20 protein-coding genes are annotated in these 21,053 nt (G+C 55.9%); 11 read left to right on the forward strand and 9 right to left on the reverse strand.

Annotation, left to right across the window (positions count from 1 at the left end):
- The first annotated feature begins 43 nt into the window (after positions 1-43).
- On the forward strand, positions 44-343 hold the full coding sequence (locus ACR0C6_RS05670) for a DUF6477 family protein (RefSeq protein ID WP_152457814.1): 300 nt from the start codon (positions 44-46) through the stop codon (positions 341-343).
- Here the strand turns inward: ACR0C6_RS05670 and ACR0C6_RS05675 are convergent, their stop codons facing one another.
- Positions 344-1,888 (reverse strand): trimethylamine methyltransferase family protein, encoded by a 1,545-nt coding sequence (locus ACR0C6_RS05675; RefSeq protein ID WP_152457813.1) that lies wholly within the window; start codon positions 1,886-1,888, stop codon positions 344-346. It abuts the gene before it with no gap.
- A 123-nt stretch (positions 1,889-2,011) separates the two neighbouring features.
- Positions 2,012-2,461 carry a GNAT family N-acetyltransferase gene (locus tag ACR0C6_RS05680; RefSeq protein WP_480444964.1) on the reverse strand — a complete coding sequence of 150 codons (450 nt, stop codon included), beginning with the start codon at positions 2,459-2,461 and terminating at the stop codon, positions 2,012-2,014.
- Between the two features lie 93 nt (positions 2,462-2,554).
- On the opposite strand from ACR0C6_RS05680, the gene guaA reads away from it, so the two are divergent.
- The 9 genes from guaA (at position 2,555) to ACR0C6_RS05725 (ending at position 11,974) form a co-directional block, all read left to right on the forward strand.
- Entirely contained in the window at positions 2,555-4,114 is a 1,560-nt protein-coding gene (gene guaA, locus ACR0C6_RS05685; protein ID WP_171639596.1) for a glutamine-hydrolyzing GMP synthase, read from the forward strand.
- Between the two features lie 204 nt (positions 4,115-4,318).
- Entirely contained in the window at positions 4,319-5,224 is a 906-nt protein-coding gene (locus ACR0C6_RS05690; protein WP_480618617.1) for a DMT family transporter, read from the forward strand.
- Between the two features lie 126 nt (positions 5,225-5,350).
- Positions 5,351-6,511: an OmpP1/FadL family transporter gene (locus tag ACR0C6_RS05695; RefSeq protein ID WP_152457810.1), complete on the forward strand. Its 1,161-nt coding sequence runs from the start codon at positions 5,351-5,353 to the stop codon at positions 6,509-6,511.
- 101 nt (positions 6,512-6,612) lie between these two features.
- Positions 6,613-7,509, forward strand: a complete 897-nt coding sequence (locus ACR0C6_RS05700; protein WP_480444960.1) for a DMT family transporter — start codon at positions 6,613-6,615, stop codon at positions 7,507-7,509.
- Positions 7,510-7,557: 48 nt separating this feature from the next.
- Entirely contained in the window at positions 7,558-8,430 is an 873-nt protein-coding gene (locus ACR0C6_RS05705; protein WP_171228638.1) for an ATPase, read from the forward strand.
- A 36-nt stretch (positions 8,431-8,466) separates the two neighbouring features.
- Complete coding sequence (gene metA, locus ACR0C6_RS05710) at positions 8,467-9,384, forward strand: homoserine O-acetyltransferase MetA (RefSeq protein WP_480618619.1); 918 nt, start codon at positions 8,467-8,469, stop codon at positions 9,382-9,384.
- The gene (locus ACR0C6_RS05715) at positions 9,374-10,327 is read left to right on the forward strand and encodes an alpha/beta fold hydrolase (RefSeq protein WP_480618621.1); all 954 of its coding nucleotides are present in this window, start codon (positions 9,374-9,376) and stop codon (positions 10,325-10,327) included. The genes metA and ACR0C6_RS05715 overlap by 11 nt, the downstream gene beginning before the upstream one ends.
- Before the next feature lie 49 nt (positions 10,328-10,376).
- On the forward strand, positions 10,377-11,246 hold the full coding sequence (ppk2, locus tag ACR0C6_RS05720; RefSeq protein ID WP_480618623.1) for a polyphosphate kinase 2: 870 nt from the start codon (positions 10,377-10,379) through the stop codon (positions 11,244-11,246).
- Positions 11,247-11,359: 113 nt separating this feature from the next.
- Complete coding sequence (locus ACR0C6_RS05725) at positions 11,360-11,974, forward strand: TetR/AcrR family transcriptional regulator (protein ID WP_152457804.1); 615 nt, start codon at positions 11,360-11,362, stop codon at positions 11,972-11,974.
- Positions 11,975-11,979: 5 nt separating this feature from the next.
- On the opposite strand, the gene ACR0C6_RS05730 is transcribed toward ACR0C6_RS05725, so the two are convergent.
- Together ACR0C6_RS05730 and ACR0C6_RS05735 are read right to left on the reverse strand one after the other, a co-directional pair.
- Positions 11,980-13,038, reverse strand: a complete 1,059-nt coding sequence (locus ACR0C6_RS05730; protein ID WP_171116220.1) for an adenylate/guanylate cyclase domain-containing protein — start codon at positions 13,036-13,038, stop codon at positions 11,980-11,982.
- Positions 13,035-13,403, reverse strand: a complete 369-nt coding sequence (locus tag ACR0C6_RS05735; RefSeq protein ID WP_152457802.1) for a group I truncated hemoglobin — start codon at positions 13,401-13,403, stop codon at positions 13,035-13,037. The genes ACR0C6_RS05730 and ACR0C6_RS05735 overlap by 4 nt, the downstream gene beginning before the upstream one ends.
- 399 nt (positions 13,404-13,802) lie before the next feature.
- Between ACR0C6_RS05735 and speB the strand changes: the two genes are divergently transcribed.
- Positions 13,803-14,777, forward strand: coding sequence for an agmatinase (speB, locus tag ACR0C6_RS05740; protein ID WP_480618625.1), 975 nt, complete (start codon positions 13,803-13,805; stop codon positions 14,775-14,777).
- A gap of 33 nt (positions 14,778-14,810) precedes the next feature.
- Here the strand turns inward: speB and ACR0C6_RS05745 are convergent, their stop codons facing one another.
- The 5 genes from ACR0C6_RS05745 to ACR0C6_RS05765 form a co-directional block, all read right to left on the reverse strand.
- Positions 14,811-16,031: an aminopeptidase P family protein gene (locus ACR0C6_RS05745; protein ID WP_480618627.1), complete on the reverse strand. Its 1,221-nt coding sequence runs from the start codon at positions 16,029-16,031 to the stop codon at positions 14,811-14,813.
- 163 nt (positions 16,032-16,194) lie between these two features.
- Positions 16,195-17,406, reverse strand: a complete 1,212-nt coding sequence (locus ACR0C6_RS05750) for an ABC transporter permease (protein WP_152457799.1) — start codon at positions 17,404-17,406, stop codon at positions 16,195-16,197.
- Between the two features lie 5 nt (positions 17,407-17,411).
- Positions 17,412-18,686, reverse strand: a complete 1,275-nt coding sequence (locus tag ACR0C6_RS05755) for an ABC transporter permease (RefSeq protein WP_480618629.1) — start codon at positions 18,684-18,686, stop codon at positions 17,412-17,414.
- Positions 18,687-18,756: 70 nt separating this feature from the next.
- Complete coding sequence (locus ACR0C6_RS05760) at positions 18,757-19,848, reverse strand: extracellular solute-binding protein (protein WP_480618631.1); 1,092 nt, start codon at positions 19,846-19,848, stop codon at positions 18,757-18,759.
- Positions 19,849-19,951: 103 nt separating this feature from the next.
- Entirely contained in the window at positions 19,952-21,052 is a 1,101-nt protein-coding gene (locus tag ACR0C6_RS05765) for an ABC transporter ATP-binding protein (protein ID WP_152457796.1), read from the reverse strand.
- Position 21,053 lies beyond the last annotated feature (1 nt).

Below are 21,053 nucleotides of genomic sequence, written 5' to 3' on the forward strand. Positions count from 1 at the left end.
TGCAAAACAGGACCCATCAATTTTCGAAAAAGGGACACATAACATGCAGGACCTGATGACAATGATCGCAACCCTCCGCCGCCCACGCATGTTGGCGCGTGCTGCCAGATTCGGGGCGCGGGATTACAATCGGGACAGGCATCTGCAACGCATTCTGGGATACGGGTCGCTGCCCGGTTCAGGTCAGGCGCTGCTGCGTTTGCTCGAGATGGAGAAAGAGGTAAATGAACTGCGAAAAGAAGATGATGCCGCCTATTCATTGGTGCGGCATCTGGATCTGCTTATTGCGCTGTTGGGTGAGGCGCAGCTGTATCAGGCCAGCCGCGCCTCGGTTCTTCAGTAATCAGGCGAAAGCATCCGGCATGGAGGCCTTTTTCTCGGCGATATAGGCTTCCAGTGCCGCCGCGGTATCCGGGTCCATCTGCGGTTGCTGATAATTGGCCAGCAAGTGTTCTACACGCGCCGTGGCCAAGGCCCGCGTGTCACGCGCACCCTCTTCCTGCCAGGTTTCGTATGGCTTGTAGTCCAGCACTTCGGATTTCCAGAAGGATTCCTTGAAGTTGGCCTGCGTGTGGGCACAGCCGAGATAGTGACCACCCGGCCCTACTTCGCGGATTGCGTCCATGGCCTGCGCGTTTTCGTCATAAGCAACGCCCTTGGCCAGTGAATGCAGCACTCCCAACTGATCCGCATCCATGACGAACTTTTCGAAATCGGCAACCAGACCGCCTTCCAACCAGCCGCAGGAATGCAGCATAAAGTTCACGCCCGAAAGCAGCCCCATGTTCAGCGAATTCGCTGTTTCGTAGGCCGCCTGCGCATCCGGCAGTTTCGAGCCGCAGAACGACCCTGCCGAGCGGTATGGCAGGTTCAGACGACGCGCCAGCTGGCCTGCACCATACGTGATATGCGCGGCTTCTGGTGTGCCGAAGGTGGGTGCGCCCGAGTTCATATCGATCGACGTCACGAACGCGCCGAAAATCGCGGGGGCACCCGGCCGGATGATCTGGCTGTAGGCAACACCGGCCATGACCTCGGCCAGAACCTGTGTCAAAGTACCAGCCACCGAGACCGGCGCCATCGCTCCGCCCACGATGAAGGGCGAGATGATGCAGGCCTGATTGTTGCGCGCATAAACCTCCAACGACCCCATCATCACATCGTCGAATGTCATCGGCGAGTTGATATTGGTCAGCGAGGTCATCACGGTGTTTTCCTGCACGAACTCCTTGCCGAACAGGATTTCGCACATTTCAACCGAATCCTGTGCCCGGCTGGGATCGGTTACCGAGCCCATGAAAGGTTTGTCCGACAAGGTCATATGCGCCTTCAGCATGTCCAGATGGCGCTTGTTCACCGGAATGTCGGTCGGCTCGCACACCGTACCGCCCGAGTGGTGCAACCACTTGGACATGTAGGCAAGTTTCACGAACTTGTTGAAATCGTCCATGGTTGCATATCGGCGCCCACCCTGTGCATCACGCACGAACGGAGGACCGTAAACCGGGGCCAGAACCATGTTGCGGCCACCGATCACAACCGATTTTTCGGGGTTGCGGGCGTGCTGGGTAAACTGGCTGGGGGCTGTCTTGATCAGTTCACGCGCCAGACCACGCGGAATGCGCACACGCTCACCGTCAATATCTGCGCCCGCGTCACGCCACCGTTCCAAAGCTGCTGGATTGTCGACAAAGTTGACGCCGATTTCTTCCAACACGGTTTCAGCGTTGTTTTCGATAATCTCAAGCGCCTCTTCGTTGAGGATCTCGAAATTCGGAATGTTGCGTTCGATGTATTTCGCAGTCTCGATACGAACTGCGGTACGCTCGGCACGGCGGGCAGCGCCACCGCCACCTCTCGCCCTGCGCCGGGTGTTTGCCTCTGCCATGAGAAAATCCCGTCTGATTGGTTAGATTGAGCGTTTTGATACAGGTTTGCCGGAACTCAAGCATAGGGATTGCGGCGCTCTGGGGGGAAAAGCGACATTGCCGCCCCACCAAGAAGCAACCGGTCAGTCAGGATCGGCCGCCAACGCTTTCTCCATGGTAAGGCCGTTGCCCGCCTGATCCGTCACTTTCCAGCCCATGTGCCGATACATCGCAATCGTGTCCTTCATCATTTTATGAGTTCGCAACTTCAACTTGGACAGATTCCGCGCCTGTGCTTCTTCTTCGGCAAACTGCATCAATTGCCGCGCGACCCCCTGCCCTTGGGCTTCGGGCGCAACCGCAAGGTTGAACACCATGATTGCGTCGCCAACCTGGTCAAAAACGATGACCCCGACTGTACCGCCGGATATCGCAAGCATGACGCGGTGGGTCTTGATGTCATCCACGATCCCGGCAGTGACGTCCGGCAGATCCTCGATCCGGCTCATCGCATCTGCATAAGCCCTTTCCAGGCACCGCGTTACCTCATCCGCATCCACCACAGCGGCCGTTCTGAACTCGATCTTCGACATGGCACCTGATCTTTCCGCCGGTTTGACTCAGCTTTTGCTCCAAATGACGCCATACCGCTTGCACATGCAAGGCTTGCAACTTATGAGCCGGTTATGACCCAGACATCCCACGACCGCCTTCTGATCATCGACTTCGGCAGCCAGGTTACGCAGCTTATCGCCCGCCGCCTGCGCGAGCTGAATGTCTATTGTGAAATTCACCCTTACCAGAATGTCACGATGGATTTCGTGCGGGAAATGGCGCCGCGCGCCGTGATTTTCTCGGGCGGTCCGGACAGCGTGACGCGCGAGGGCTCGCCCCGTGCCCCGCAAGAGATTTTTGATTATGGCGTTCCGATTCTTGGCATCTGCTATGGTCAACAGGTGATGATGCATCAGCTTGGCGGCAAGGTCGAAAGTGGCCATGGCACAGCCGAGTTTGGTCGGGCATTTGTTACACCCAAAGACAAACTGGATATTCTGGAAGGCTGGTTCGCGGACGGCGATGAACAAGTCTGGATGAGCCACGGCGACCATGTCAGTGAAATCGCACCGGGGTTCGAGGTATTCGGAACCTCGCCCAACGCACCTTATGCGATCACGGCCGATCCATCGCGGCACTTCTATGCCGTGCAGTTTCACCCCGAGGTACACCATACGCCGAAGGGTGCGAAACTGTATGAAAACTTCGTTAAGCTGGCCGGGTTCAAGGGCGACTGGACCATGGGTGCCTATCGCGAAGAGATGATCCGCAAGATCCGCGAACAAGTCGGAGACAAAAAGGTCATTTGCGGATTGTCCGGTGGCGTTGACAGCTCGGTTGCCGCGATCCTTATTCACGAAGCAATCGGGGATCAGCTGACTTGCGTCTTTGTCGATCATGGGCTGCTGCGCAAGAATGAGGCCGAAGAAGTCGTTGGTATGTTCCGGGACAACTACAACATTCAGTTGATCCACGCCGACGAATCCGAGTTGTTCCTTGGCGAACTGGAAGGTCAGAGCGACCCCGAAACCAAACGCAAAATCATCGGAAAGCTGTTCATCGACGTGTTCCAGAAACACGCCGATACCATCGACGGCGCCGAATTCCTGGCGCAGGGCACTCTCTATCCTGATGTGATCGAATCGGTGTCGTTCTCGGGCGGGCCTTCCGTAACGATCAAGTCCCACCACAACGTGGGCGGCCTGCCGGAAAAGATGGGCTTGAAACTGGTCGAACCGCTGCGCGAATTGTTCAAGGACGAAGTCCGTGCCTTGGGTCGCGAACTTGGTCTGCCGCAGAGCTTCATCGGGCGTCATCCCTTCCCCGGACCGGGTCTGGCCATTCGCTGCCCCGGCGAGATCACCCGCGAAAAGCTGGAGATTCTGCGCGAAGCTGACGCGATCTACATCGATCAGATTCGCAAACACGGGCTTTATGATGACATCTGGCAGGCCTTCGTTGCCATCCTTCCCGTCCGCACCGTCGGCGTGATGGGCGACGGGCGCACCTATGACTATGCCTGTGCGTTGCGGGCCGTCACCTCGGTCGACGGGATGACGGCGGATTATTACCCGTTCAGCCATGAGTTCCTTGGCGAAACGGCAACCCGGATCATCAACGAAGTCAAAGGCATCAACCGATGCACATATGACATCACCTCGAAACCCCCCGGAACCATCGAGTGGGAATGATCCGGCAAAACGCAACCGCGTTCGACGCCAAAACGACCCGATCCCGGGAAATCTTGCCAAGCCGTGCCTGAAAAAGTCGGGCACGGCCTTGAACCTGACGCTTCATAAGCGTTTCAATGATTCAACGAATTCAATCTTATTGATCGCGTAGCGAAAGCCCCGGTACCGAGGCCGTGACCGCGCGGCCAGGCCGGGGTGCGGTACGTGAATCAGACACAAAAAAACACATTCAAGGCCGCCTTGTGGATGACCGGAGCCATCGCGTCCTTCTCCTCGATGGCGGTTGCCGGTCGCGAATTGAGCCTCGTGCACGACACGTTCGAGATCATGATGTATCGAAGCCTCGTCGGGTTTCTTGTTGTCGCCCTCGTCCTCACGGCCACAGGCGGTTGGGATCAGGTTTCCACGCAACGCCTGGGGTTGCACGCCCTGCGAAACACCCTGCATTTCACAGGGCAGAATCTTTGGTTCTATGCGGTCGCTGTTGCGCCTCTGGCGCAGGTGTTCGCGCTGGAATTCACGCAGCCGCTTTGGGTGATCCTGCTGTCGCCGCTGCTGCTGAACGAACGTCTGACGCGCCTCAAGATAACGGCAGCGCTTATCGGTTTTGCGGGCGTTTTGATTGTCACGCGCCCAGGCAGTGCGCCTTTGAGCCCCGGCCTTGCTACCGCGGCCGCGTCTGCGATTTTCTTCGCATTTACAACGATTACCACGAAAAACCTCACTCGTTTTGCCAGCATCGGCTGCATCGTTTTCTGGCTTACGTCCATGCAGGCGGTGCTTGGGGCCATCGCAGCCGGTTTTGACGGGCAGATTGCCTTGCCCACGGCGCAAACCCTTCCGTTTTTGGTTCTGGTCGGGCTGGCGGGGCTGCTGGCACATTTCTGCATTACCAACGCGCTGGCGATCGCCCCGGCGACAGTTGTGATCCCATTTGATTTTGCGAGGCTTCCCACCATCGCTGTGGTCGGAATGATCCTATACCACGAACCCATTGACCATTGGGTTCTGATCGGTGCGGCGATCATCTTTTCAGGAATATTCCTGAATATCTGGTCTGAAAGCCGTAACAGTTTAGCAACAGTTGAAAACAGTAGTCGCAATACGTAACGCACCGTCACCAGTTGACCTTAAAGTAACCAAAAAGAGAGTATCGCTCATCATACACGGGATAGGCGTTCGTAACACTCAGCCAAACGCCATTGAAACCCGCCTGAGATTGTTAGGGAGGACAGAATGAAAAAAACACTACTCGCGACCTGCGCTTTGTGCGTTGGAGCGACGGCAGGATATGCAGGCGGCCTTGATCGAAGCGGTCAGGGCATCAACCTGATCTTCGAAGAAGGGTCAGCAGTCCAGTTTCGGTTGGGATACACCAACCCCAGCGTAACGGGCACCATGCCAGCTTTGGCTGGACCAAACATCGGGCAGCCGGTCGATTCCGGAGAAGTTGCGAACGACTTTTTCACACCGCATCTGGGTTATAAAACGTCACTGACCGAAAAGCTCGATTTCGCGATCATGTATGACCAGCCCTTTGGGGCCGACATTGAATACGCAAACACCTACCCTCTTTCGATCAACCCTATTCCGGGTGGTCGTACCGATGTTTTGAGGGCTACAGCAGACACGGACGCCATTACGGCATTGCTGCGTTACAAATTCGATGGCGGGTTCAGCGCAATCGGCGGTATTCGAGCACAGCGAGTGAAGGCTTCTGTCACCGTCCCGCTTGCAGCAGGGTACCAGGTTGACACCGATGCCGACACTGCATTCGGCTACGTTATCGGGGTTGCATGGGAGAAACCGGAAATCGCAGCACGTGTGTCACTGACATACAACTCCAAGATCAGCCACGATCTATCGCAAACAGAATCTCTGAACCCACCACCGTTCCCTCCGATTCCACCCGGGACCGTGGCCACCTTCAACACAAACAGCGAAATTGAGACGCCTCAGTCGATCAACCTGGACTTTCAGACGGGCGTCGCGCCTAAAACGCTGTTGTTTGGTTCTGTTCGTTGGGTCGACTGGCCACAGCTGGTGTACAACCCGCCAAACTACCCGCCGACCAGCAACCTTGTTGACTACGACGATGCGACCTTCACCTATTCGTTGGGCTTGGGGTATCAATTCTCGGAAGAGTTCAGCGGTGCTGTAACACTAGGCTATGAGTCTTCTCAGGGCACTCCTGTATCCAACCTCGGCCCGACTGATGGGTTCTGGAGCATTGGTCTGGGCGGAACATATTCGTTGGAGAATGCCAAAATTTCCGGTGGCGTACGCTACACTGACATCGGTGATGCAACGGCAGATGGCGCCTTTGGGCAAACAGCCACTTTCAGCGGCAACAGCGCCTGGAGTGTTGGGTTTCAGATCACTTACGCTCTGAACTAAATCCAAGGTGTTTTCATCTTAGGCTCCGCTGTTTCAGCGGGGTCTTTTTTATGCGCAGGTTTCGGGTCGTATATCTATCGAATGAATGAAATTGTGCGGCCATGAACACGCAAAAACACCTTTCTCGGCGCGCCTGGGTCGAACTTCTTCTTCTGGCCGTGATCTGGGGCGCATCCTTTGTAGCCATCCGGATCGCTCTGGACTCCATTCCCGTTATGACATCGGTTCTGCACCGCACGTTCTGGGCGATGCTGGTGCTGTGGTTGGTGGCATGGGCCAAGGGGCTTTCGCTGCCCCGCTCTCTGCGCATCTGGGGCGCATTTCTGATCATGGGATTGCTGAACAATGTCATCCCATTCAGCTTGATGGCATGGGGTCAGCTTTACATCGATTCTGGTCTTACGGCCATTCTGAACGCGACCACGGCCATCTTTGGCGTTCTGGTTGCGGCGCTGTTTTTCAAGGATGAGCGTTTGACACAAGCCCGGGTCATCGGAGTCGTTTTGGGTTTTCTCGGTGTCTCGATCACCATCGGAATACAGACCTTCACGTCTTTCAGCCTGCAAAACACGGCGCAGCTTGCGGTGTTGGCCGGAACGCTGTCGTATGCTTTTGCGGCGGCTTGGGCGCGGTATCATCTGTCTGACCTTCACCCCGTCGTCGCGGCCGCTGGCATGCTGACCGGTTCGACTGTGCTGATCCTGCCGCTGGCGCTCATGACGGACGGGGTGCCAACGCTTGCACTGCCCGCGATCACCTGGGCTGCGATTGGCTATTACGCCATTGTGGCAACAGCGGGGGCATATCTTTTGTACTATCGAGTCCTGGCGATGGCGGGCAGCGGCAACCTGATGCTGGTGACGCTTGTCATCCCTCCGGTCGCCATCGTGCTTGGCGCAATTCTGCGGAACGAAGCGCTGCCGCCGAATGCCTATTTCGGCTTTGTCATCCTTGCCATGGGCCTTCTGGTATTGAACCGAGCTGGCCGCCGTGATTGACGCCGTGCGCTGCCCGATTTAGCAAAGGCAAAAAAGGGACAGCACAAGATGATCTACAACTCAGCCGAAGACTGGCGCACGGCAAGCCGCAAGAAGGTGCTGTTCTTTGGCATGTCCGGTCTGGGCAAGACATATGTCTCGAACATTCTTCGGGACTCAGGCAACTGGTTTCACTACTCGATCGACTATCGCATCGGCACCCGGTACATGGGCGAATACATCACCGACAATGCAAAGGCCGAGGCGATGAAAGTCCCGTTCTTGCGTGACCTGCTTCTGTCGGATTCCATTTACATCGGCTCGAATATCTCGTTCGCGAACCTGACTCCGGTCGCAGCCTATCTGGGCAAACCGGGCAACCCTGCCCTTGGCGGATTGGAGATGCCGGAATACCGCCGCAGGCAGGAACAGTTTCGACTGGCCGAAATACACGCTCTGCTGGATACCGAGTATTTCATCGACCGAGCCGAGCGTTTGTACAAATACCCCCATTTCATCTGCGACACCGGTGGATCGATCTGCGAATGGGTAGACCCCGAAGATCCGAACGATCGGGTACTGTCCGAGCTTTCGCAACACACCCTGATGATCTGGCTGAAGGGGGATGAGGAACACACGGCAGAGCTTGTCCGCCGTTTTGACAAAGCTCCAAAGCCGATGTCTTACCAGGCCGAATTCCTGACCAAGGCGTGGACAGATTATCTGGACCTGCAAGGCTGTTCAGAAGCGGATGTTGATCCCGATGATTTCGTCCGTTGGACCTATGCACAGGCCTTGGCGCACCGCCAGCCGCGTTACGAGGCCATGGCGAACAACTGGGGCGTGGCGATCGCTGCCAACGACATCGGAAAAATCCGCGATGCCGCCGATTTCAATGAGTTGATCGAACGCACACTTGAGACCACGCGCAATAACGCCTAACTACCAGTTTTCACTGATCTCTTAGAAGCCTGACACATGCCCATCAAAATCCCATCGGAACTGCCTGCATTTGACGTCCTGACCAAAGAGGGCGTCATGGTCATGGACGAAGATCAGGCAATGCGTCAGGACATCCGCCCGCTGCGCATCGGTTTGCTGAACCTGATGCCCAAGAAAATCCAGACCGAAAACCAGTTCGCGCGCCTGATCGGGGCAACCCCGTTGCAGATCGATCTGTCTTTGATCCGCATGACCGAACACCGGACCAAGAACACCGCCGCCGAGCATATGTCCGAATTCTATCGCCCGTTTCAGGAGATCAAAGATCAGAAATTCGACGGCCTGATCATCACCGGTGCCCCGATCGAACATCTGGAATTTCATGATGTCACCTATTGGGACGAAATCAGCGAGATCTTCGACTGGACCCAAACCAACGTACATTCCACCTTTGGTGTGTGCTGGGGCGGGATGGCGATGATCAACCATTTTCACGGCGTCAAAAAGCACATGCTGGACGCAAAAGCCTTTGGGTGTTTCCGGCATCGCAACCTGGACCCGGCGTCTCCGTTCCTGCGCGGTTTCTCGGATGACTGCGTCATTCCGGTCAGCCGATGGACGGAAATGAAACAGGATGAAATCGATCGCGCACCCGGGCTGAGGACCCTGTTGGGCAGCGACGATGTCGGCCCCTGTCTGGTCGAAGATCCCGGCCATCGCGCGCTGTATATCTTCAATCACTTCGAATACGACAGTGACACGCTGAAACAGGAATATGATCGGGACGTCAGCAACGGCACGCCTATCAACGTGCCGATAAACTATTACCCAGATGATGATCCAACCAAAACACCGCAGAACCGGTGGCGCAGTCATGCACATCTGCTGTACGGCAACTGGATCAACGAAATCTATCAGACCACGCCATTCGACATAACGAAAATTGGCCACTAAAGTCCTGATATCCCTTGGCTTGGCCGTTCTGGGCCTTGTCATACTGGCAACCTGGCGCAGCGCCCGGAACGAAGCGCTGGCCGAGGCGGCTTTCCCCCCCGAGGGTCGGATTCTGGATGTGGGCGGCATCGCCGTGCACGCCGTGGTCATGGGGGACGGCCCTGATGTCGTTCTGATCCACGGTTCCAGCGGGAACACGCGCGACATGACCTTCGCGCTGGCCCCCATTCTGGCCAAGTCATACCGCGTGATCGTTTTTGACCGACCGGGCCTGGGCTATTCCGAAAGCTTCAATCCGGATGGCGAAACCATCATTGAACAGGCGGATATCCTGCAACGGGCGGCGGCTCAGCTTGGTGCGGAAAAACCCATCGTGGCCGGGCAGAGCTATGGCGGATCGGTCTCGCTGGCCTGGGCCGTGACCCGGCCCGAGAATATCTCGGCTCTGGTTCTGATCGCCCCGGCCGCCATCCCATGGGAAACGCCTTTGGATGGGTTCAACCGGCTTGCGTCAACTACGGCGGGCAATGTGCTGGCCTTGCCCTTGATCAGCTCTTTCGTGCCCGAATGGTACGTCACACAGGCGTTGGACAAAGTTTTTGCACCGCAAACGGCGCCCGAAGGTTATGCGGAACATTTCGGGCCCGGGCTGACGATCCGGCGTGGCTCGATGCATGCAAACGCCAAGCAGCGCGCCAACCTGCTGGACGAAATTACCCCTCTGCAACCCAGATATGGCGAGATCTCCGTTCCGACGGAAATCATCCACGGAACGGCCGACGACACCGTTGGTCTTGAATGGCATTCTGAACGCCTGATCGAACAGATCCCCGGGGCCGAGTTGATCGAGCTACCGGGTGTCGGCCATATGCCACAGGTGGTCGCAGCGCCCGAGGTTGCCGCCGCGATAGATCGCGCGGCGCAGCGCGCGGGTTTGCGTTAACCCACGCTCTAATCCATAGTCAGATATGGATTTTATCGCGAGGTGACATATGGCCCGGTCAGGAAAAGGCTCTATCGAGAAGTATTTTCAGAAAGACGCGCCCAAATCTGTACGGGAAGAGATTCAAAACGCGAAAAAGGGCGATATTCTGAACCCGACCTACCCGTATTCCGAAAAAATGAAGACCAAAGATTATGATGAGCAGATGGACCTGCTTCAGATTGAATTGGTCAAAATGCAATCCTGGGTCAAGGAAACCGACCAGCGGGTTGCCATCATATTCGAAGGTCGCGATGCCGCCGGCAAAGGTGGCACCATCAAACGGTTTCGCGAAAACCTGAACCCGCGCGGCGCGCGCAACGTTGCGCTGGCCAAACCATCAGACGCCGAACGCAGCCAATGGTATTTTCAGCGCTACATCCCGCATCTGCCCGCCGCTGGAGAGATCGTGTTCTTTGATCGCAGCTGGTACAATCGAGGTGTCGTCGAGAATGTCTTTGGCTTCTGCACCCAGGAACAGCGTGAGAGGTTCTTCCGTCAAGTCCTGCCGCTTGAAACGGGCCTGGTGAATGACGGCATCCATTTGTTCAAGTTCTGGCTCAATGTCGGGCGCGCGGAACAACTGAACCGTTTTCTGGCGCGCGAAAACGACCCATTGAAGCATTGGAAGCTCAGCGCGATCGACGTCGCAGGGCTGAACAAATGGGATGAATACACGCAGTCGATCTCGGAAACCCTGACCCGGTCGCATTCTGATGCCTGCCCGTGGACGATTGTGCGTTCCGACGACAAGAAACGCGCGCGGCTTGCGGCCATCCGAACGGTTCTGCTTGCCTTGGACTATGATGAGAAGGACAAGAAGAGTATCGGCGAGATTGATGCCCGTATCTGCGGTGGCCCGGATATGTGGGAGGCGTAGATTGTCTCTCTGCCCTGCCCCGTCGATACCTTCACGATCATGCATTGGACGAAAATGCGTCGGTGGTCTATGTCCTTGTCTTCCAACACGCAATCAATGCAACTGAGGCCGGGATGACGAAACGCGGTTATCACCACGGAAACCTGAAGCAAGCCCTGATCGAGGCTGCCTTGTCCCTGATCGAAGACAAGGGCCCGACCGGTTTCACGCTGTCCGAGGCGGCCAAAACGGCCGGTGTCACGCCTGCCGCCGTCTACCGTCATTTTCAAGGGCGCGAGGACCTGATTGCCGAAGCCGCACGGCAGGGGTTTGAGATGTTCGCAGACCTGATGCAATACGCCTATGACGAGGGGCAGCCTTCAGCCCTTGCCGCTTTTGAAGCAACGGGGCGTGCATATCTGGCCTTTGCGCGCAAAAATCCCGGGCATTACATCGCCATGTTCGAAAGCGGGATTTCCCTGAACCGGACACCCGAATTGTCCCTGGCAGCCAACCGGGCGAAGGCCGTTCTTGAAAAAGCGGCAGCGGACCTGTCCCAACATATTCCGCCTGACAAGCGCCCGCCCGCGTCGATGTTCAGCGCCCATATCTGGGCGATGAGCCACGGAGTCGTCGAGCTGTATGCACGAAATACCGGCGCAACTTCGCCTTTTCCTCCCGAAGATTTGCTGGAAAGCGGTATCGGCATCTACCTGCGCGGTTTGGGTCTGATCCCCCAGGACGAGTGACGCAGTCAGAACGAACGACTGCCCTGAGGCATACTCAAGCCCGATGTCACATTGATCAGATCCATCTCACCCATCCCCTTGATATCAACGCACCCAAGCTCCGAGACCTGAAACTCGTCAATCAGGGCATATTTCATCTCTTCCGGGGCCACGATGTTCATGGGGTTGGCAAAGACCTGCAACCGGGACGCGATGTTTACGGCAGGGCCAAACACGTCATAGACATATTTCTGAATGCCCACGACCGATCCAACCGCCGCACCCATCCCCAACCCGATCCGGGCCTGCCACTTATGCGGATGGCTTTCGTTGCGGCGTTCTAGATAGCGCAGGAACCTTACCGCACAATGCGCCACGGCGGTCGCATGATCCGGTGTTGGATCTGGCATACCTGACACGGCCAGATAAGCATCTCCGATCGTTTTGATCCGCTCACACCCGAATTGTTCCACGATCCGATCAAAGGCCGTGAAGATGTCGTTCAGTTCACTCAAGGTGACCGTCGGGTCGGTCTTGGCCGCAAAATCCGTGAACCCGACAAAATCCAGCATAACTACCGAAACCTGCTGATACAGCTGCGGTGTGACGACACCGAACGTCTTGAACTCTTCATACACGGCTCGGGGCATCAGGTTCAGCAACAGCCGTTCCACTCTTTCCTTTTCGCGCTCAAGCTCTCGGGTGTTGCGCTCGACCATGGTGGAATAGCTGTCGATCATGCTTTCCAATTCGCGAATGCGGGTGATGTTCTGACATTCCACGATCAGCACCTGCTCGGACAAGCCATTGGCCAATGAGACCGTGACAGCAAAGATCAAGGTCCTGCGTTTCGGCTTTATCTGCAATTCGACCGAGTACCGAAGGCCGGACTGCTTTACGTCCTCAAGTTCCTTTGGGTCGAGATCCGACAGAACGTCGCTTAGGGTACTGCCCTTTTCAGGAGTGCCGAACCACTCCGTAAAAGGCCCGTTGTGAAACACGAATTGCAGGTCGGATGCGCGCACCACGGCGACGCCGACTCCGATCGCACGCAGCAATTGCTCGTTTATCGCCAGAATGCTCATGCCGCGTTCCGGGTGACTATGATCGAACGTTTGCCTTCGATTGCGGTCAGCGCAGTTTTGATGTCTCCATCGGACATGCCATGCTGACTCAGCGCGTCGCCAAACAGCTCGGCCATGACGTCGAATTCGTTGTGCGAAATGTTCAGATGCCGATGAACTGCTTCGATCCTGTCATCACTGAAGGATGCCGGCCCGCCAATCAAAGACGAGACGAACTTGGTTTGATGGTCGATCAGGCGCGGCATATCAATGTCTTCGAAATGATGGCCGATCTCATCCGAATCCAACGCCATTTCATAGAAGGTCATCACGACCCGGCTGATCGTTTTGAAACCGCCATATTTTTCATAAAGTGTCTGTGCCACACGAATACCCGCGCGTTACCAATCAATAACCCCACAACTTTATATCAAATCGATATTTTTGTTAACGCTTATGATTTTCTGGCCCGGAAGAATCCAAAACCGTCTTTCCGCACAGGAAAACCTGCCACAGTAGCGCTGAGGCCGAATGGGATCTTTCACTCGTTCTTTAGGAATGGGAAACGAAGGAAAGGCAACACCATCAGCGGGGTTATCTTTTGACTGATCTTGAAGCGTTCTGATGGGCTGGGCCGGGTCAGCTTTGAACGCAAGCCAGCCCCTCTGACAGAAAACTTCGTCTGATCCCCCCAAAACCCGCCGTTCAAAGAGAATTTCGTTTCAATACGGCGTGTCCTCATGTTCACATGCAGGAAAACGGCACAACAATCGAAAGGACCAAAAGTGCAGGAACATGGATATGCGTCCGGGCGACTGAACCTTCCTTTTGTCGGAATATCGACCTTCGCAAAATCTCCATATGTCGAGAACTGGGACGGAATCGAGGCCGATGTTTGCGTGCTCGGCGCGCCGTTCGACTTTGGAACCCAATGGCGCCCCGGCGCGCGTTTTGGTCCTCGGGCCGTACGAGAGGCATCGACCCTTTTCAGTTTTGGCCATGCCGGCGCCTATGATCATGAGGATGACGCGACCTATCTGGACAGCTCGGTTCGGATCGTCGACTTGGGCGATGCGGATATCGTCCACACCAAGACCCAGACCAGCCACAAGAACATAGCCTTTGGCGTGCAGAAAATTCTCGAAGCCGGGGCACTTCCCCTGGTGATTGGCGGTGATCACTCGGTCAACATCCCCTGCATTTCCGCGTTTGAAAGCGACTGCGCCGAAAACGGCCCGATCCATGTTGTTCAAATCGATGCGCATTTGGACTTTGTAGACGAACGTCACGGCGTTACCAACGGGCACGGAAATCCCATGCGCCGCGCGATCGAGAAAGACTATGTTTCAGGTATGACCCAGCTGGGCATTCGAAACGTATCGTCCACTGCCAAGGAAGGGTATGACGACGCGCGCGCGCGCGGATCGGATATCCTGTCGGTGCGGCAGGTTCGCAGATTGGGAACAGAGGCTGTTCTTGACCGCATTCCCGAAGGCAAACGGTACTATGTAACGATCGATATCGATGCGTTCTGCCCCTCGATCGCGCCCGGAACCGGCACTCCGAGCCACGGAGGTTTTTTGTACTATGACGTTCTGGAAATCCTTCAGGGGCTGGCGAAAAGGGGCGACGTGGTGGGCATCGATCTGGTCGAGGTGGCCCCCGCCTACGACCCCACTGAAAGCACTCAGATTCTGGCGGCGCAGCTGCTGTTGAATTTTCTGGGTTTCATTTTTCACGAACGTGCCCGACGCACGTGAAAAGCGGGTGGAGCGGAAGCTCCACCCAAAACCTCAGGCGTCGATAATGTTGTGCCCCGGCCCGTAGGGGAAGCCTGTGATGTTTTCGGCTCCGTCTTCGCCCACCACCAAAATATCGTGTTCCCTGTAACCGCCTGCACCAGGCTGGCCTTCGGGGATCCACAGCATCGGCTCGATCGACACCACCATGCCGGGTTCCAGCACTGTGTCGATGTCTTCGCGGAGTTCCAGACCGGCTTCGCGACCATAGTAGTGGCTCAGAACACCAAACGAGTGCCCATAGCCGAAGGAACGATATTGAAGCAGACCTTCGTCGGCAAAGAACCGGTTGATCTCGGCGGTGATACCGGAACATGTGGCACCGGGTTTGATCAGGCTCAATCCAAGTTCATGCGCGGCCACATTGGCCTTCCACAGGCGCAGGCTGTCGGCATCCGGCTCACCTAGAAACAAGGTCCGCTCCAGGGCGGTGTAATAGCCCGAGATCATCGGAAAGGTGTTCAGCGACAGGATATCACCTTTTTGCAACGCGCGTTTGGTGACCGGGTTATGCGCGCCGTCGGTGTTCAAACCCGACTGAAACCAAACCCATGTGTCGCGGTATTCGGCATCCGGATAGGCCCGCGCGATTTCCACTTCCATCGCGTCTCGACCAGCCATCGCAATTTCGATTTCGGTTGCGCCTTCGCGGATTGCGGCATGGATCGCAGCACCACCCACATCGGCCGTGCGCGCTCCACCCTTGATCAATTCGATCTCTTCAGCGGATTTGATCATCCGCGCAGCCATGGTGTTGGCCGCGATGTCAACCAACTCTGGCTTGTCCAGCGTGTTCAGCGCCGTGTCGCGCGCCGCAAGCGTCATGTGGTCGCCTTCGATGCCGATCCGCTTTGCATTCCCGATCAGGCTCGCAACTGCCCGCCAGTAGTTGTCGCGTTTCCAGTCAGTATAAATCACATTGTCTTCAACTGACCGGCGCCAGGGTTGTCCGGCATCAATATTGGCGGAAACGGTGGTGCAGTTGTCTTGGGTTACAACACAGCCATAAGGGCGCCCGAACGCACAGTATAGAAAGCCCGAATAATAGGCGATGTTCTGCATCGATGTCAGCAGCACCACCGGGATATCCCGCTGGGCCATGATCGCGCGCAGCTTGCCAAGGCGGCGGTCATATTCGGATTTGCTGAACGGCAACGGGGCCTTGTCGCCATTATGGCAGGTGAAGAACTGAGGGCGGTTTGAAATGTCAGTCATCCTTGGTCTCTCATCTATGCCGGGCATGCATTTTCCCGGCCACATGTCCCGGCGTTCAGGACAGGCGGTCTCGGGGTCCGAGAGCCGATCACCTCCGTAGTCGCCGCGACGCCATCGCGGCAGAGATGAACAGGTGAATCGTTAGATCAGACGATTTGCTGCGTCAAGCGGGCGAAAGGCCCCGCAGACGCTCTGACCGGCGCCGCAACAGTTCAACCGTCGTCAGCAGGGCAATGGATAGGACCACAAGGATTGTCGCGACCGCCAGAATGGTTGGACTGATCTGTTCCCGCAGGCCGGTGAACATCTGCCACGGCAATGTCTTTTGCGAGGCGGAGCCCACAAACAAGACCACGACCACTTCGTCGAACGATGTGATGAAGGCAAACAGGCCGCCCGAGATTACGCCCGGTAATATCAACGGCATTTGTATCTTGAAGAAGGTCCTAACGGGCCCTGCGCCCATATTGGCCGCCGCCCGTGTCAGAGATCGATCAAAGCCCACCAGGGTCGCCGTCACGGTGATGATCACAAAGGGAATACCTAGCACTGCGTGGGCCAGGATAACTTTCAGATAGCCTACGAAGTTCTTGTTCATGCCAAGTGTACCTTCGAGGAAACGTCCGATATCACTGTAGAAAAAGAACATACCCGTCGCCGAGATGATCAGCGGAACAATCATCGGCGAAATCAGAATTCCCATGATCGCACGGCGTCCTGGAACGTGAGACTGGCTGAGCCCAATGGCGGCCAGCGTTCCCAACGTTACCGAAATAACCGTCGCAATCGGCGCGATGATCAGCGAGTTCTTGAAGCTGCGCTGCCATTCGTTGTTGGTGAAGAAATCTCGGTAATGCTTCAGCGAATAGCCTTCCGGATCAAGCCGCAGCATCTCGGGCGTGAAGGTAAAGAAGTCCTGCGCGTTGAAAGACAACGGCAACACCACCAGAATCGGCGTGATCAGAAAGACGAAGATCGCACCACAGATCACGCGAAACAGGTAGTGATAGAAAACCTGTTGCGCCGTGAGATACGGCAGCAGTTTGCGCCTATACCGCCCCTCGTACAACCAATAGATAAACCAGGCGAAAAACCAGCCGCCGAGCAGCCCCAATACACCGCCCATCAACCCGGCCACTAAAAAACCCACGACACCGAATCCGATGATATTGATCAAGCGTGCGAGGTTTTCGTTCTTCACGATATTGATGTAGACCCAGGCCAGCCCCGCGATCAGGACGGCTCCGCCCAGTATGCCCAGAAGGACCGAACCATTTCCGGCCCCGACGAAAATGCCGGCAAAGGCTCCGGCAAGTGCCACACTGGGCAAAACCATGGACATGGGTTTGCGGGATATCGGTGTCAGTGCTGCCATCTTGATTATCCCAACTTCACGTTATCGATGCCCACGATCTTGTCGTAGACCCAGTAGAGCAACAGCACGACCGCCAGAAGGATCGTACCCAAGGCCGCAGCCAGCCCCCAGTTCAGTGAGGACGAGATGTGATAGGCAATCCGGTTCGAGATGAAGACACCCTTGGTGCCGCCCACGATCTCGGGCGTGATGTAGTACCCAATCGCCAGAATGAACACGAGGATCGAACCGGCACCGATTCCGGGCACGGATTGCGGGAAGTAGATGCGCCAGAACGTCGTCCAGTTCGTTGCACCCATGGATTTGGCCGCACGCGTGTAAGACGGCGGAATGGTCTGCATCACCGAATACATTGGCAGGATCATGAACGGCAAAAGGATGTGTGTCATCGCAATGATGGTGCCGATCTGGTTGTTGATTATGATCAGGCGAGCGTCATCAGCGACCAGCCCCAACCAAACGAGGGTATCGTTAATAACCCCCTGTTGCTGCAACATGACCTTCCAGGCGGACGTTCGAACCAGAAGGGACGTCCAGAAGGGCAAAAGAACAAGTATCATCAACAGGTTCGATACCCGCATCGGAAGTGTCGCCAACAAATAACTGACAGGATAAGCAAGCAGGATACAAGCACCTGTTATTACGAGCGACATGAACAGAGTACGTCCAAAAAGCTTGATCAGGATCTGCTTGTCTTCGGGTTGGGCCTGTGCGCCTTCCGGGGTTCTGCGCATATCGACGGCATTCAGGAAGTAACCATTGGTAATCGCTGGTGAGTGGGTCTTGATCACTCGCCAGGTTTGCGGATCTCCCCATCCGTCATGAATCTCGATCAACTTTTCCTTGAAAGGCCCATCCGTTTCAGGATCCAGTTTTTTGATCTGACGCCCGGATTTGCGGAACAGCGAAGACATACCTGTTTCTTCATAGTTCAGACGCGAACCAAGGCGAGTGTGTTCTTTGTTTTCGACCGCAACGACCATATCGCGAACGAAAGCATCGTAAACCGCTTCATCCGGAAGCTCGCCGCTTTGAGCATCCCAACCCTTCAGAGTTTCCACAGTAAGTGGAAGGGTTTCCGACACCATGCTGTTTTCCACCGAACGAAACAGCATCGACGCAATCGGCACGATGAAGGAAAACATGACGAACAGCAGAAGCGGAGCGACGAGCATCAACGCCCGCAATTTCTGCCGCCGCAGTGAACGTGCCAGCGATTGCTTGAGCGGCGTTCCGTCCGCTGCCAGCATCGGCCCTGCATTTTGGCTTGCGTCAGTCATCTGTGCCCCTTGGCTCTGCTTGAGTCTGAGGGCGGCGCGCCGCCCTCGACTTTTTCATGAAAACGCGCGCTTATTGCGCCAACCAAGCTTGGAACTTGGCTTCGATGTCGTCGCGGTAATCCGCCCAGAACTCGTAGTTGTAAAGGAACGTGTTCTTGGCGTTTTCCGGATCGGTCGGCATATGGGGGGCCATATCGATACCCAGTTCGGCGTGCTGACCCACCAGTGGCGCTGACGATGCCCGGGCCGGGCCGTACGAGATGTACTTGGCCTGATCCGCCAAACGCTGGGTGTCAGTTGCGAACATGATATAGTCCAGCGCGCGCTGCTGACGCTCTTCGCTCAGACCAGCAGGGATGATCCAACCGTCCAGGTCAAAGATTTGCGCGTCCCACAACATGGCAACGGGCTGCTTCTGCTCTTCGATCACGCTGAACAGACGACCGTTATAGGTCGAACCCATGACGATCTCGCCATCAGCCAGAAGTTGCGGTGTATCCGCACCAGCGGACCACCAGACTACGCTGTCTTTGATCGTGTCGAGCTTGGCAAGCGCCTGATCCTGTCCTTCCGGAGTGGCCAGAACGTCATAGACATCGTCCTTTGCGACGCCATCGCACAACAGGGCCCATTCCATGTTGTTGATCGCACGCTTTTCAAGCGAACGCTTGCCCGGATAGGCTTCCAGGTCAAATACGGCGCAGACATCGCTGGGCGGAGTGTCTCCGACCAGATCGGTGCGGTAACCAAAGGTGGTTGAATACACGATCTGCGGGATAAAACAGTCGCTGACCAAAAGGTCGCCGAAATCTTCGGAGGCAGGTGTGCCATCCGGCGCCGGCGCAAGCTGGGTGTCAAAGTCGATTTCCAGCGCAAGACCTTCATCACACAGACGAATTGCGTCTGCGGCCACAACATCAACCACATCCCAGGTGATGTTGCCGGCTTCGTTCATCGCGCGCAGTTTCGCAACTGCTTCGGCCGAGCTGTCATCATTCAGGATGGTGACACCTGTCTTTTCAGAATAGGGCTCGTGATACGCCTTCAGCTGCGATTTGGAATAAGCGCCGCCCCAGGAAACGATCGTCATCTCCTCGGCGAACGCACCGCCGGCAACCGCCCCAACTGCAGCTGCTGTCAACAATGTTTTGGTTTTCTTCATGAATAACTCCCAGTTCTTCCCGTTTATGTGTGTGGTCGACTGATGCACGGGTTTTCACCAGCCGGTCCCTCAGTGAGGTCGCGCTTGTTCCGCGCGACTTGGCCTATGCGTCGAGCGCACGACAATCCTGAGCCAGCCAGCCGATCTCGATCTCCTGACCGGGCGTCAGACGGATTGCGTCTGGCGCGTTCCGTGTTTTAACGATGAATTCATCATTTCCTGCAACGGACATGCGGAAACGGAATACGTCACCCATGTAGATGAACTCTTTGACAGTCGCTTTCAGCGTATGAGCATCGGCGTGCAAGCGATCCTTGTTGAATTCCACCCGCTCAGGCCGGATTGACACCTTTGTCCTTTCGCCCGGATTGCGAACATTGATCGGAACCGCGTCAATTTCAGAGCCATCATCAAGTTGGACAAGGCATGTGTCGCCATCAATCGATTTAATGACACCTTCCAAGGTGTTGTTTTCCCCGATGAATTGGGCAACAAAGCTGTTTTCTGGTTCTTCATAAAGTTGATCAGGCGGTGCAAGCTGCTGAATACGGCCATCGTCGAACACAGCGACACGATCTGACATAGTCAACGCTTCGGTCTGGTCATGCGTCACATAGACCGTAGTAATTCCAAGCTCATGCGCAAGTCGCGTGATTTCAAACTGCATATGCTCGCGCAGCTGTTTGTCCAGTGCGCCCAAGGGTTCATCCATCAACACCAGTTCGGGTTCAAAAACCAAGGCGCGCGCCAAGGCTATTCGTTGTTGTTGACCGCCAGACAACTGAGCCGGGCGTCGCCCACCAAACGCACCCATCTGAACCATGTCCAGGGCCCGCTGAACCTTTTCATCCCGTTCAGACTTGCCCAATTTGCGGACTTCCAAGGGGAATGAAAGGTTTTCGGCCACCGTCATATGCGGAAACAGGGCGTAGTTCTGGAAGACCATGCCAATCCCACGCTTGTGTGGAGGGATATTGTTGATGGGTTTCCCGTCAAGAAGGATTTCGCCATGTGTGGCGGTTTCGAATCCGGCAAGCATCATAAGGCAGGTAGTCTTTCCAGACCCGGACGGCCCGAGCATGGTCAGGAATTCGCCTTTAGGCATTGCAAGGTTGAGATCTTTGACAACGAGATTCTCGCCATCATAAGATTTTTGTACGCGTTGGAATTCAACAAACGCGGCATCAGTATTTGTGTCGGTCACA

Source organism: Ruegeria sp. AL12, assembly GCF_056540885.1.